11 protein-coding genes and 1 pseudogene are annotated in these 14414 nt (G+C 60.6%); 7 read left to right on the top strand and 5 right to left on the bottom strand.

Annotated elements, in window-relative coordinates; translation table 11 throughout:
- Positions 1-74 precede the first annotated feature (74 nt).
- The 4 genes from RQ865_RS08695 to RQ865_RS08680 form a co-directional block, all read right to left on the bottom strand.
- A complete protein-coding gene (locus RQ865_RS08695; protein WP_311478878.1) occupies positions 75-1124 on the bottom strand; it encodes a DUF4349 domain-containing protein in 1050 nt (349 codons plus the stop codon).
- 135 nt (positions 1125-1259) lie between these two features.
- Positions 1260-2084 carry an aldo/keto reductase gene (locus RQ865_RS08690; protein ID WP_311478877.1) on the bottom strand — a complete coding sequence of 275 codons (825 nt, stop codon included), beginning with the start codon at positions 2082-2084 and terminating at the stop codon, positions 1260-1262.
- 79 nt (positions 2085-2163) lie between these two features.
- Complete coding sequence (locus RQ865_RS08685; RefSeq protein ID WP_311478876.1) at positions 2164-3378, bottom strand: MFS transporter; 1215 nt, start codon at positions 3376-3378, stop codon at positions 2164-2166.
- 96 nt (positions 3379-3474) lie between these two features.
- Positions 3475-5031 carry a UDP-N-acetylmuramoyl-L-alanyl-D-glutamate--2,6-diaminopimelate ligase gene (locus RQ865_RS08680; RefSeq protein WP_311478874.1) on the bottom strand — a complete coding sequence of 519 codons (1557 nt, stop codon included), beginning with the start codon at positions 5029-5031 and terminating at the stop codon, positions 3475-3477.
- Positions 5032-5435: 404 nt separating this feature from the next.
- Between RQ865_RS08680 and nrdH the strand changes: the two genes are divergently transcribed.
- The 7 genes from nrdH (at position 5436) to RQ865_RS08645 (ending at position 13835) form a co-directional block, all read left to right on the top strand.
- Positions 5436-5672, top strand: coding sequence for a glutaredoxin-like protein NrdH (gene nrdH, locus RQ865_RS08675; protein WP_311478873.1), 237 nt, complete (start codon positions 5436-5438; stop codon positions 5670-5672).
- An 8-nt stretch (positions 5673-5680) separates the two neighbouring features.
- A complete protein-coding gene (gene nrdI, locus RQ865_RS08670; protein WP_311478871.1) occupies positions 5681-6094 on the top strand; it encodes a class Ib ribonucleoside-diphosphate reductase assembly flavoprotein NrdI in 414 nt (137 codons plus the stop codon).
- Complete coding sequence (gene nrdE / locus RQ865_RS08665; RefSeq protein WP_311478870.1) at positions 6094-8226, top strand: class 1b ribonucleoside-diphosphate reductase subunit alpha; 2133 nt, start codon at positions 6094-6096, stop codon at positions 8224-8226. The genes nrdI and nrdE overlap by 1 nt, the downstream gene beginning before the upstream one ends.
- A 67-nt stretch (positions 8227-8293) precedes the next feature.
- Positions 8294-9100: a siderophore-interacting protein gene (locus tag RQ865_RS08660; protein ID WP_311478868.1), complete on the top strand. Its 807-nt coding sequence runs from the start codon at positions 8294-8296 to the stop codon at positions 9098-9100.
- 64 nt (positions 9101-9164) lie between these two features.
- The gene (nrdF, locus tag RQ865_RS08655) at positions 9165-10133 is read left to right on the top strand and encodes a class 1b ribonucleoside-diphosphate reductase subunit beta (protein WP_311478867.1); all 969 of its coding nucleotides are present in this window, start codon (positions 9165-9167) and stop codon (positions 10131-10133) included.
- Between the two features lie 118 nt (positions 10134-10251).
- A complete protein-coding gene (locus RQ865_RS08650; protein ID WP_311478865.1) occupies positions 10252-13089 on the top strand; it encodes a DEAD/DEAH box helicase family protein in 2838 nt (945 codons plus the stop codon).
- A 26-nt stretch (positions 13090-13115) separates the two neighbouring features.
- A complete protein-coding gene (locus RQ865_RS08645; RefSeq protein WP_201517940.1) occupies positions 13116-13835 on the top strand; it encodes a hypothetical protein in 720 nt (239 codons plus the stop codon).
- Between the two features lie 8 nt (positions 13836-13843).
- Here RQ865_RS08645 and RQ865_RS08640 read toward each other — a convergent pair.
- A pseudogene (locus tag RQ865_RS08640) lies at positions 13844-14414 on the bottom strand (zinc ribbon domain-containing protein); the annotation flags it as partial.

The raw sequence follows: 14414 nt of genomic DNA, 5'->3' as shown, positions 1-14414 counted from the left end.
AGACGAGTTCCTTTGTTCGTGGTCAGTACCCGAAGTGTATCGGGCTGTACCTTGACGCAGGCTTACCGAGCAGGTCAACTGCGCGTTTCGGTCGCCTCGGTTGCCTCGGTGTTGCTGGATGCATCAAGATGCTCATCGGTAATCTCCGGCAGCGGCGGTAGCTGATCGCTCGTCGCCTCGGCCGCGGCAGCTGCACTTGCCTGCTGACTAGCGCGAGCTTTGCGGTAGCGCGGCCGCAGCAGCCCGAACCACAGGCCTGCGAACAGCACCGCGCATACAACCAGCCCCGGCAGCACATAGCCGATCAGGTTGGCGACTCCACCAATAGCAGCCACCAGGTCGTTCCAGCCCTGACCGAGCCCACCTAAGAACGGCGGCGCTTCATCGCTGTCGACCGTGGTGTCGGCCTGAGCTTGTACGATGCGCAGGTCTACTTTCGACATACTGATTCGGTCGCTGAGTTCGGTGCGCTGCGCTTCCAAGCTCTGCAGCTCGGATTGGCGGCTGTCGAGTTCGCGTTCGATCTCGAGCAGGTCGCCGATAGTGGTAGCTTCAGAGAGCATCTTGCGCAGTGACTCGATCGAGCTTTTCAGGCTGTCGATCTGGGCATCGAGATCCACTTTTTGCAGGGAAACATCGCTCGCTTCAGTGGTGAGGTGTTTCGTGGTGCCGAGCGCCTTTAGTTCGCTGATGAACGTGTCGTGCTGATCGGCGGGGATGCGCACCGTGAAATCGGCACTCGGGTACCTGCGCTCGATTTGTTCGTGACGGTATTCGATGCGGCCCTGGTACTTGTGGGCGAGGCTTTCGAGCTCGGCCGTTGCCTGTTCGGCTGAGTCGACCTCGACTTCGGCCGTGGTTGTTACCACCATGGCGGGTTCGTGCGGCGTGGTCGAACCAGAACCGGGTTCGTTCGCGTCGTGTTCGGCGCCGTCTTGAGCGATACCCTCAGGCTGATCGGGGCCGTGCTCTTCGGGGTATTCGCGCGAGTTCTGTGCGGCGGCCCCGGATGCGGTGCTATCTGAGCCACTCGAACCAGCGGCACATCCCGACAGCAGGCCGATAGCTGCGAGTGCAACCGTCACCGTCGTGAGTGCCTGTTTCAACCACTGTTTTTTCGCCATGCACTCAGCTTCGCAGTAACCGTTGCGCGGCACATCAGCTGAGCGGTTCGGTCTGATCATTCGACAGAACCACTCTCGCTCGCCCGCAGGGTCGAGCAGGGAGGTGAATAAACCCAGTTCAGCAGCGCAGTCGCGCTAGTTGAAGTCGTCGGGGTCTTTACCGGTGCGGGTGCCGGTGTCGACCTGGGTGAGCCGGGCAATATCGTCAGCGTCGAGCGTGAAATCGGCGGCACCGAGATTTTCGCGCATCCGTTCGGGATGCGACGATTTTGGAATCGCAATATTGTCGATTTCGATGTGCCAGCGCAACACAATCTGTGCCGGGGTGCGACCGTATTTCTCAGCGAGTTCTTGCACGAGCGGTTTGGCGAGCGCATCCCCGCGACGAAGCGGCGCCCACGCCTCGGTAGCAATGCCGTGCTGCAGGTGGAAGTGCCGCAGCTCGGGCTGCTGGAAAGCCGGGTGCAGCTCCACTTGATTCACGGCGGGCACCACATCGGCTTCCTGGATCAAGCGCTCGAGGTGGTGCGCTTTAAAGTTGGCAACACCGATCGAACGCGCCCGGCCTTCGTCGTGAAGCCGCTCGAGTGCATCCCAGGTTTCGAGGTAACGGTCGAGCGCGGGAGCCGGCCAGTGGATGAGATAGAGGTCAACTTCGTCAAGACCGAGCCGCTCGAGCGACTCATCGAAGGCGCGCAGCGTGGCGTCGTAGCCCTGCATGTCTTGCCACACTTTGGTGGTGATGAACACCTCGTCACGGTCGATGCCCGAACGGCGCAGGCCCTCACCCACACCGGTTTCGTTGTTGTAGAGCGTGGCGGTGTCGATGTGGCGATAGCCGATGTCGATTGCCTGCGCCACAAGATCTGCCGTTGCGGCCGGATCCATTTTGTAGGTGCCGAGCCCGAGTTGTGGGATCGTGCGTCCGTCGTTGAGCCGAATGCCGAGTGAATTGGTCACAGACTGCCACCGTAGTCGGTGCCGACAATAAGTGCACCCTCAGTTACCAGGTTTGTCGAAATCGTGCGGTGACCGCGGGCTACTCGGTGTCGGGGAGCACAATCGGGGCGGTGTCGGCTCGCGGCAGCGCAGCTCCGGCGCTCAGGTCGGGTAGCCAGGGAATCGCCACGAGCGCCACGATAAGTGCCGCGATCGAGAACCCCGCACCGATGAGCAGGCCACCCAGTGCGCCCATCGCGTCGATGGCGATGCCTGCGAAGGCGCTGGCAATCGCTACGCCAACCAGCTGCGCGGTGCCGAGCCACCCGAACGCTTCGGCGGTGTCGCTGAACCGCACGGTGGCACTGACCGCCGAGTTCGCGAGCGCGATCATCGGCGATGACGCCATGCCGGTAATGAAGAACGCAATGATGAACATGAGCGGGCTCTCGAGCGAGAACAGTGCCAATACGGTGCCGATCACGCCCACGCCTACGCGCGCGGCGAGCGACCAGCGGGGCATTGCCATCAATCCCGCGCCGAGGCCGCCGATGAGTGAACCAATTGCCGAAATACCCAGCACCGCGCCAACGAACGGATCTTCGTGACCGAAGTGGGCGATTGCCGCGGCATCCAGCGCACCCCAGGTGCCGATTCCGAACATGAAGACGACGGTCATAATCAGCACGACCGGCTCGCGCAGCACGGCCCCCATTTGTCGCGGCGATTGGGGGATGCGTACCTGGCCGATTGGCTTCGAGGTCACGAACCAGATGCCCCCAACAAGCAGAACTGCCGAGCACAGCAGAATACCGGTGCGTGGGCCGAGCGTTGCTGCAATTATGGTGGTCAGTAGCGGCCCCAGAATCCAAATGATCTCTTGCAGCGTCGCGTCGATGGCGAACACGGTGTTGATGCGCGAACTGTCGGCGATCTTGGGATAGACGGTGCGCACTGCCGGCGGAATTGGCGGGATGGTGAGACCGGTGATGAACACGAGCGGGAATAGCAGCTGCATCGGGGGAGTGGTGAGCCCCAGAATGGCGAGCGTGAGCGAGCTCAGCAGGATGGTGGGCACGAGCACGGTGCGCATCCCGAAGCGTGAGAGCAGCCGCCCGCCAAGGGGCCCGGCAATTCCCTGCCCGATTGCGAACGCGGCGATCGTAAACCCGGCGGCGGTGAAGTCGCCGTAGGTCTGCTCGATGTGAATGAGTAGCGCCACCGACAGCATCCCGGCCGGAAAGCGCGCCAGTAGCTGTGAGAACAACAGCCGCGCGACATAGCGGATGCGGAGTGCTTCGAGATAGATGCGCACGCGGCTCCTCTCGTTGGTCGATGCGGGTGCGGACGACTGAACCCGCCGGTGTGGCAGTTGGATGCGTGCCCCGTCGAGTTCGATGTGAGAAAAATACTAGCGGGGGCCAGCGACATCCCAGCCCGCGTCACGCAGTGCCGCGCGGGCGGCATCCTTCACCGAGTAGGGGATGTGTTCGCCGCGCACTTCGCGGGCAAGTTCGTGGCCGTTGCCGCCGATGAAGATCACATCTTCTTCGGTGGCGATCGATACTGCTTTGGCAATGCCCGCGGCCGGGTCGGCGATCTCATACACCTCGTGCTCGGGAAACTCAGTGTGGAGGGTTTCGAGCAGGGTTGCACGAATGGCCGCCGGGTCTTCAAATCGCGGGTTGTAGTCGGTGATCACCACCACATCGGCGATGGCTGCGGCGCGGGCCATATCGGGCCGCTTGGTGGTGTCGCGGTCGCCGTCGGCGCCAAACACCGCGAAGAGTCTGCCGGGGGTGAGCTGACGCAGGCTCGACAGCACGGTGCGCATCGAGCCTGGAGTGTGACCGTAGTCGGTGTAGATGCGCGGGCCGGGGCCGTCGGGGTTGACCACGTCGAGCCGGCCGGGCAGAGTCACCTGCAGGCCACCGGTGGCATCGAGCGCTGCGGCAATCTGTTCGAGCGGGGTGCCGGTTTGGGTGAGCGAGACAATCGCGAGTGCGGCGTCGAAGGCGACAAACCAGCCGGGCTGGCTCACGCTGCTGGTGAGGCGGCGGCCATCGCGGTGGGTGAGGGTGAAATCGGTGCGGGTAAGCGAGACCTGTTCGGCGGTGAAGTGCCAATCGGCATCGAGATCGGCGCGGGTGGTGACGGTGTCAACCGGCACTGAGGCGATTGTGGCAAGCTCTCGTCCCCACTCATCATCGATGGCAATCACGCCGCGGCGGGTGCGTTCGGAGGTGAACAGTTCGGCTTTGGCGGCGAAATATTCGCGCATATCGGCATAGTCGTCGAGGTGGTCTTGGGAGAGGTTTGTGAAGATCGCCGAATCGAACACGAAACCATCCACGCGGTGTCGGGTGAGTGCGTGGGCAGACACCTCGATGGCGGCCACCGCAACCTGTTCGCGGCGCATTTGGGCAACGAGTGCGTGCAGATAGTCGCTTTCGGGAGTGGTGAGCCCGCCGCTTCGCTCGGTCGATACGATCCGGTCGCCGATGCGCTGCTCGACAGTGCTCGACAGGCCGCTGCGAATGTGCAGGGCATCAAGGAGTGCGAGCAGCAGATAGCTGGTGGTGGTTTTGCCGTCGGTGCCGGTGATGCCAATCAGCGTCGGGTTCCCGGCCTGGGTGCCGTAGACCAGGGCCGCGGTTTTGCCGAGCAGTTCGCGGGGCGCATCCACCACGATCATCGGCAGCCCGGTTGGCCGCGCATATTCGGCGCCGGCAGCGTCGGTGAGCACGGCAACGGCACCGGCTTGTTGCGCGGCGGCGGTGAACTCGGCGCCGTGACGACGGGCACCGGGAACCCCAACAAAAAGATCCCCGGCGCTGACCGAGTTAGTGGAGCTTGAGACGCCGGTCACTCGCAGCTGCCCGTCTGCCGTTGAAACGAGGTGCGCACCCGGTAGCAGATCAACGAGTTCTTGCAGGGTGCGGCCGGGAGTTTCGGCGGGGTCGGTCATGACGGGTCCTCAATCTTGCTGGGATGCAAAGCGGTAACGGTTCATTCTCTCGCATTTTGTCGGCGGGTCGGGATGCGGCGGGCCGGATGTGCGGGAAGCGGCGGAAATGTCGGTGGCTGGTGATGGAGTTGTCCACAGCAAATAGGAGGAACTGTGAATTGCTTGTTCATAATTCGTGGAAAAGCTCGCCGACACGCCGGTTTTCTGTGGAATTTTATGTGGAGAACTACACGCTTGTAATACAGCATCTAGTGGTGTTAGCCTCATCAAGCACAACATGTTGTGGCTGACGGAGATGTAGCGGCGGTCGCAACCGATTCACTAACGGGCCTGAGCTGATCTCGCATCAGCTCCGCATCCCGCCGATAAGTTCTCATTCAATTCACTAAATCGAGGCACTTCAAATGACTATTTCTGTGTACAGCAAACCCTCCTGCGTTCAGTGCACTGCGACCTACCGCGCCCTCGATAAGCAGGGCATCGAGTACGAGGTGTTCGACCTGTCAGAAGACGAGAAGGCACTGCAGACGGTGAAGGAGCTCGGCTACCTGCAGGCTCCGGTCGTAGTGGCCGGTGACGACTCGTGGTCGGGATTCCGCCCCGACAAAATCAACGAGCTCAAGAAGCTGCGCTCGGCCTAGGAGCTGCAATGGCCAGGCTGATCTACTTTTCGAGCGTGTCGGGAAACACGCAGCGATTCGTGGAGAAACTTGGTCGAGAAGCTCGTCGCATCCCACTGCGCACGGGCGACGAAACGATTCTCGCCGATGAACCCTTCGTGCTCATCGTTCCCACCTACGGTGGCGGCACCGTCAAAGGCGCCGTCCCAAAACAGGTGATCAAGTTTCTCAACGTGCCAGCTAACCGAGAGCTCCTGCGGGGAGTGATCGTTAGCGGCAACACTAACTTCGGCGTCGGCTACTGCCTTGCGGGCGATATTATCGCCCGCAAGTGCAACGTGCCGGTGCTCTATCGATTCGAACTGTTCGGCACCCCGGAAGACACCCAGAAGGTCAACCGGGGGCTCGACCAGTTTTGGCAACAAATGGAGGCAGTGGCGTAATGGCCGGTACTGATCAGAACCCTCACGGTGAGCTCGACTTTCACGCGTTGAACGCGATGCTCAACCTGTATGACGCGAACGGCCAGATCCAGTTCGACAAAGACCGCGAGGCCGCGCGCGCATACTTCCTGCAGCACGTCAACCAGAACACGGTGTTCTTCCACGATCTTGACGAGCGGCTGGGCTACCTCATCGACAACGAGTATTACGAGGCCGAGGTCATCGACCAGTACTCGCGCGAGTTCATCGCCGAGCTGCGTGATCACGCCTTCAGCCAAAAGTTTCGCTTCCCCACCTTCCTGGGGGCCTTCAAGTTTTACACCTCGTACGCGCTCAAAACGTTCGACGGCGGCCGCTACCTCGAACGCTTCGAAGACCGCGTGCTGATGGTGGCGCTCGGCCTCGCGCGGGGTGACGAGAAACTTGCCCGCAAGCTCGTCGACGAAATGATCTCGGGGCGCTTCCAGCCGGCAACCCCCACCTTCCTCAACGTTGGTAAGCGCCAGCGCGGCGAGTTTGTCTCCTGCTTCCTGCTGCGCATCGAAGACAATATGGAGTCGATCGGCCGTTCGATCAACTCGGCGCTGCAGCTGTCGAAACGTGGCGGTGGCGTTGCCTTTAACCTCTCGAACATCCGCGAGTCGGGTGCGCCCATCAAGCAGATTGAGAACCAGTCGTCGGGCATCATCCCGGTCATGAAGCTGCTTGAAGACTCGTTCTCGTACGCGAACCAGCTCGGTGCGCGGCAGGGCGCCGGTGCTGTTTACCTCTCGGCTCACCACCCCGACATCCTCAGCTTCCTCGACACCAAGCGTGAGAATGCCGACGAGAAGATCCGCATCAAGACCCTCTCGCTCGGTATCGTCATTCCCGACATCACCTTCCAGCTGGCGAAAAAGAACGAGCCGATGTACCTGTTCTCGCCCTATGATGTCGAGCGCGTGTACGGCAAACCCTTCGGTGACATCGCAATCAGCGAGCACTACTACGACATGGTCGATGACGATCGCATCCGCAAAACGCGAATCGATGCCCGTCAGTTCTTCCAGACGATTGCCGAGATTCAGTTCGAGTCGGGTTACCCCTACATCCTGTTTGAAGACACCGCCAACCGGGCCAACCCGATTGCCGGTCGGATCAACATGTCGAACCTCTGCAGCGAGATTCTGCAGGTGAACTCGCCCTCCACCTACAATGCCGACCTGAGCTACGAGCACATCGGTGACGATATTTCGTGCAACCTCGGTTCGATGAACATCGCCATGGCCATGGATAGCGAGAACCTTGGTGAGACGGTCGAGGTGGCTATCCGCGGCCTTACCGCGGTGAGCGACATGAGCTCGATCGACTCGGTGCCCTCGATCCGTGACGGCAACGCCAAATCGCACGCCATCGGTCTCGGTCAGATGAACCTGCACGGTTATCTCGGGCGCGAGCGCATCCACTACGGTTCGGAAGAGGGTCTCGATTTCACGAACATCTACTTCTACACCGTGCTGTTCCACGCAATTCGCGCGTCGATGACCATCGCTCGTGAGCGGGGTGAACGGTTCGACGGGTTTGAAGAGTCGAAGTACGCCACCGGAGAGTTCTTTGACAAGTACATCGACCAAGAGTGGGCACCCGCCACCGAGCGTGTGCGCGAACTGTTCGAGGGGCACGATATTCCCACGCAGGACGATTGGCGCCAGCTCAAAGCCGACGTGCAGCAGTACGGCATGTACAACCGCAACCTGCAGGCGGTGCCGCCCACCGGGTCGATCTCGTACATCAACAACTCGACCTCGTCGATCCACCCGATCGCGTCGAAGATTGAGATTCGCAAGGAAGGCAAGCTCGGGCGCGTGTACTACCCGGCGCCGTTCCTCACCAACGACAACCTCGAGTATTTCGAGGATGCCTACGAGATCGGTTACGAGAAGATCATCGACACCTATGCGGCGGCCACCCAGCACGTCGATCAGGGCCTGTCGCTGACGCTGTTCTTCAAAGACACGGCAACAACGCGCGATATTAACCGCGCGCAGATCTATGCCTGGACCAAGGGCATTAAGACGATCTACTACATCCGCCTGCGCCAGATGGCGCTGGAGGGAACCGAAGTTGACCAGTGCGTGAGCTGCATGCTCTAGCAAAAACACCCCGACAGCGGGGCCGTTGCCGATGCGGCGGCCCCGTCGCCGGTAGGAGCGGATCACCATGAGCAAACTCGCAAACCCAGCCACTGAACTCACGCGGTTCGAGCCACGCACCCGCCAGGTTCGGCTCGAATCGATGCACTGGCGTGCCGATAATCTCGTCAGCTGCTGGTTTACCGGCCCCGAACTGCACGATTTTGTTTCGCCCGCGGGTGGCGACCACATCAAACTGCAGGTGCCGAACGCTGCCGGTGAACTTGTGGCGGCACAGACCGACCCTGAAACCGGCCGCATTACGAACCGTACCGAACTCGGGCTGCGGGATATGACGCCACGGGCTGTTGACAGTGACGACCATCGCCTGCGCATCGATATTGTCGCGCATGCCGGCGGCGTAGTGGGGCAGTGGCTCAACCGTGCCCAGCCCGGCGACGAGTGCGCCATTCGTGGCCCGCGCGGTTCGCGTCGGGTGGTGGAGCCGCTCGACCGCATTATTGCGGTGGTGGATGCGGCCGCGCTTCCCGCCGCCGAGCGGCGACTGGATGACTGCCGGCTGCCGGGGGAGCTGCACCTGCTCGGGATTCGTGATGTGGCGGCACTCGATTTGCCGGACGGTATCGAGTTATACGAACACGAACTCGCGCATCCCGACGATTGGCGCGCGGTGGCGGCCGAGGTTGTGTCGCGCATCCCCGTCGATGAGCGCGTGCTCCTCTGGGGCGCTGGCGAAGCCCACGGGGTGGCGCAGCTGCGCGACTGTGCCAGCACACTGGCCCGCGAGGGACTGTTCGGGCAGTTCAATGGCTACTGGCAGGTTGGGGTCGCCGAGTACGACCACCACGCCGAACTGCCCACGCTCACCAACTAGAGATTCAGCTGAATCGCTGATCCATAGCCTATTTCGCACGCAATCACACGGAGGACTCAACGTCATGGGCGACCACCTGCTCGACTCAGTTGAAGCGATCAACTGGAACCGAATTGACGACCCGAAAGACCTCGAGGTCTGGAACCGTCTCACCAATAACTTCTGGCTTCCCGAAAAGGTGCCGCTGTCGAACGATATTCAGTCGTGGAACACACTCACCGAGGATGAGCAGACGCTGACGATGCGCGTGTTCACCGGGCTGACACTGCTCGACACTCTGCAGGGCACGGTGGGTGCGGTCTCGCTGATTCCCGACGCGGTGACGCAGCACGAAGAGGCCGTGTATACGAACATCGCGTTCATGGAGTCGGTGCACGCCAAAAGCTATTCGTCGATCTTCTCGACGCTGGCGAACACCCCGCAGATTGACGCCGCATTCCGCTGGGGCCGCGAGAACGAGCAGCTGCAGAAGAAGGCGCAGATCATCATGGGCTACTACCACGGTGATGACTCGGCGAAGAAGAAGGTGGCCTCGACGCTGCTCGAATCGTTCTTGTTCTATTCGGGTTTCTATCTGCCGATGTACTGGTCGTCGCAGGCGAAACTGACGAACACCGCCGACATTATTCGCCTGATCATTCGTGATGAGGCGGTGCACGGCTACTACATCGGCTACAAGTTCCAGCGCGAGGTTGAGAAGCAGTCGCCCGAGCGTCAGCAAGAGCTGAAGGACTACACCTTTGAGCTGCTGATGGAGCTGTACGACAACGAGATTGAGTACACCCACGACCTGTACGACGGTGTTGGCTGGTCGGAAGACGTGAAGCGTTTCTTGCACTACAACGCCAACAAGGCGCTCATGAACCTCGGTTACGAGGCGATGTTCCCGGCCGAGGTGTGCAATGTGAACCCGGCTATCCTCGCCTCGCTGTCGCCGGGCGCCGACGAGAACCACGACTTCTTCTCGGGCTCGGGTTCGTCGTATGTGATCGGTAAGGCCGAGTCGACCGAGGATGAAGACTGGGACTTCTAACGGATGATTCTTTGGGCTGCGGGCCGGGATGCGCGGATGTGCGTGTCCCGGCCCGTTGCGTACTGCCGGTAGCGATTTGTGGGCGACAATAGGCGGTATCCGATGAAGGAGTGCCGCGTTGTCTGTTGCTTTTACCCCCGCCGCCCCAAACGCTGAGTTCGACAAGCTTCTCGATCAGTTGCGGGAGCTGGCCGATTCGCGTCGGATGCAGGGCAACTATTTCGAAGAGTTGGTGCGGCACTTTCTGATGCAAGACGGCACCTGGGGGAGCGACTTCGCTCACGTGTGGCTGTGGAAAGACTGGCCGGATCGCACCGGTGCCGACACCGGCGCAGATCTTGTGGCGCAGCGTCGCGATGGTCGTCTTGTGGCGATCCAAACCAAGTTTTTCCGGCCCGAGCATCGGGTGCGCAAAGACGACCTCAATTCGTTTCTTGAATTTGTGGGGCGTGATGAGTTTGCTGAGGGGCTGTGGGTTGACACGACTTCGCAGCCGTGGTCGGCGAACGCGCTCGAGACGCTGAAAAATCGCACGAAACCGGTGAAACGCATCGGTCTCGAGCAGTTGCGCCATTCGAATATTGACTGGGCGAGCTACAACGTGCTCGATCCGCGCACGGCACCGCGGATGCATGAACTCAAGCAATTGCGGCCGCACCAGCACCAGGCGGTGAGCCAGGTGATGGCGGCGTTTGAGCGCGGCACCGAGCGCGGCAAGATGATCATGGCGTGTGGTACCGGTAAGACGTTCACCGCCCTGAAGCTCGCAGAGCGGGTAACCAAGCGGTTTGCCGGTGGTGGCCGGTCAACGATTTTGTTCATGGTGCCGTCGCTTGCTTTGCTGCAGCAGACACTCAACGAGTGGTCGCAGCAGCACGATCCCGAGCTGCCGTTGACGGCGTTCGTGGTGGGTTCGGATACGACGGTCGGTCGCAAACAGACTGGTGACATTACCAGCGTGGCGATTGAAGAGCTCGCGGCTCCGGCCACAACAAACGGCCGCGTGCTTGCTGAAGAGCTTGACCATCTCGCTTCGGGTGCCGACGGGATGGTGGTGGTGTTTTCGACCTACCAGTCGATTCAGGCGGTGCACGAGGCGCAGCAACTCGGTGTGGAAGCGTTCGATCTGGTGATTTGCGACGAGGCGCACCGCACCACGGGCGTGACGCTGAGCGACGAGGACGAGTCTTCGTTTGTGCGGGTGCACGATAACGACTACATCCAGGCAACGCGGCGTATCTATATGACCGCAACGCCGCGCATCTTTAACGACCAAGTGAAAAACACTGCGGCTCAGCACGATGCCGAACTCGTTTCGATGGACGACGAGGCACTGTATGGCCCCGAGCTGTACCGCTTGTCGTTCGGGCAGGCGGTGGAAGAGAACCTCCTCACCGACTACAAGGTGCTGGTGCTCGGGGTGTCGCAAGACCAGATTGCGCAGCAATTTCAGCAGCAGGTGGCCGACAGCGCCTACGAGCTCCCGCTTGATGATGTGACGAAGCTGGTGGGTTGTTGGAACGGGATGGCGAAGCGTGAGGTGGGCGGTTTTGTCGAAGACTTCGGACTCGATATTGAACCGATGCGTCGAGCAGTGGCGTTCGCGAAGGATATTCGCACTTCGCAGCGGGTGGCGAGTGAGTTCCAATCGCTGGTAGAAGATCACCTTTCGGATATTGACAATGACGATCCGAGTGATGACCTCACGGTGCAGGTGCGGCATGTCGACGGCACGATGCGTTCGACGCAGCGTGAGGAGCTGCTCGACTGGTTGAAAGAAGAGCCGGGCACCGATCGGCTGGGCCGCCCGGTGGCGCGGGTGCTCTCGAACGCGCGGTGCCTCAGCGAGGGCGTGGATGTGCCGAGTCTTGATGCGGTGCTCTTCCTCAACCCGCGTAAGTCGCAGGTGGATGTGGTGCAGGCTGTGGGGCGTGTGATGCGCCGCGCCGAGGGTAAACGCTATGGCTACATTATTTTGCCGGTGGTGATTCCGGCGGGAGTGGAGGCCGATGCAGCCCTGAACGAGAACGACCGCTATCAGGTGGTGTGGCAGGTGCTGCAGGCGCTGCGGGCGCACGATGAGCGGCTGGATGCGAAGATCAACCAGATGTCGGTGTCGGGGGTCGCTCCCGAAACAATCGTGGTCAAGGCGATCGATCTGTCGAAGCCGCGCCGCACCGAGACCGGTTCTGGTCGCGAGATCGGCACCGAGGGCGTGGATGAATTGCCGCAGCCTCGGGCGGTGGATGTGGCGCTGCCGGGGCTCGGCGGTGATTTTGATGCGGCGTGGAAAGACTCGGTGTACGCGAAGATCGTGCAGAAGGTCGGCGACCGGATGTACTGGGACGACTGGACGAAAGATATTGACAAGCTGGCGCGCAGTTTCATCACGCTGATCACCACACACCTGGATGCACCGGGCACCGATGTGCGCCCGTTTGAGGGCTTCATGAAGGCGCTGTCGCAGACGGTGAATCCCGAGATTACCCGCGACGAGGTTATCGAGCTGGTGGCGCAGCACATGATTACGCTGCCGATTTTCGATGCGATGTTCCCCGACCGCGATTTTGCGCGCGAAAACCCGGTGTCGTCGGCACTCGAGAAGGTGGTGGCGCAGTTTGGCGAGAATGCCGGGTTTGCGCGCGAGCTTGAACCGCTTGAGGGGTTTTATGCGAAGGTGACCACACGCATTCGCGGCCTGCAGGGGATGGCTGCGAAGCAGCAGATGCTGTTGACGCTGTACGACAAGTTCTTTTCGAAGGCGTTTCCGCGGCTTGCCGGCCGGTTGGGCATTGTGTTCACCCCGGTGCCGGTGGTCGATTACATTGTGCGTTCGGCTGAGGTGCTGCTGCGGGCGGCGTTTGGTAAGTCGCTGTCAGACGAAGGGGTGCGCATTCTCGAAACTTTCATGCCACAACGGATACAAACGCGCGCCAACTACGATTTAGCCGCTTGATTGGTTCACGCCGAAGGAATTGACTAATGGAATTGAATCAAACTACCCGTCAGAGGCTTGAAAGCTTCATTACCGAGATTCCCCCACGCCTCCTTCACACTGCCGGACTGGCTTGCTTCTTCTTGACCGCAGCTCCCAGTACGTCTGGCGCGGTCTGCGTACCTGCCGCGTCTGCCATGCTCACGGCGTTGACTAGGTTCGAGATACCGGCAATCGCGGTTCCAGCTGTCGTACGCGTCTCTTGGTCCCGCTTCGAGAGAGGAAACAGATGCCCAACGCTTGACAGCGCGGGAAACATTAATGGACACGTTGTAGTTATCACCGAGGAGGACGACTTTATTGACGCCTCGGTTCTGCAGTTCGACGATGTTGTCGAGCGTCGCGGCCCGTCTGGCTTGATGCCACTCGTTGGGAACCAGTGCGGACTGTGGAAGTCGCTGACTTCGCCAGCCTCGGCAGTTGGTGAGCCCCTGAATACCGCAGAGTTCCTACTTGCACCCTCAGGGGATCATATTTGCTACGCCCTCTACCATCCAGCACCAGCCGCGGATATTGTTCAACGCTACAGAGAGCTCAATAGTAGCAACAATTTGCTGGCGTGGGAGGAGAGTATGGCTGATTTGTATGCCTGGATAGCTGCTAATAAACTCCCACAGCTTCAACTTCCAAACGCTTCCGTCAACAGCGGGCTACAGCAGGCAATGGATCTCTGGAGAGGGCAGCCGCAGCCCAACTGGAATAGCTGATGAGCTGGTCAGTCCTTGGCGATGTCTTGTTGGCTTCCGTCACGGAAGATGAACGTCACTGTGCCATGCTGGCTGACGGTGGCGTGGTCGAGGAGAGTCACGCACAGGTAGGGACTGAAGGTTAGATTGTTGATCTCGAGGTTGGTAGTTTCTTGCCGGTAGTAGCGGTAAGCGGCGAGGCTATTCTGTTTGCTCTGGATCTGGGCGTATACCTCGGCATGTCGCGCGAGGAGTGCTTGGTGCTGCTGGTGGACTGCGTTGAACTTCTGCTCATAGGCGTGTTGGTCTTGTGCGACGCGTGCGTTGTGGGCGATCAACGCTTGGATTTTCTTGGCCACCTCATCGATTTGGGCGACTAGACCTGCGGCTTGAACTTCCAGGTCGCTAGTATCGAGTACCTCTAATAACGCCTGGCTTGTGCTGTCATCGGCTGGCTTATCGAAGCGCAGTTGGATGGCGTCGAGGAACAGGTCTTTGAGGCGCTGATCGTTGATGTGCCCGGTGGCGCATTTTTCCTGGCCTGAGTATTTGTGGCCGCACCGCCAGATGACCTTTTCGTACTTACTGCCCGCGTGCCAG

It is taken from the genome of uncultured Gulosibacter sp. (assembly GCF_963509965.1).
In the GTDB taxonomy this organism is placed as follows: Bacteria; Actinomycetota; Actinomycetes; order Actinomycetales; family Microbacteriaceae; genus Gulosibacter.
Note: the sequence above shows the minus strand (reverse complement) of the source record. Positions and strands in the feature narration are given on the sequence as shown.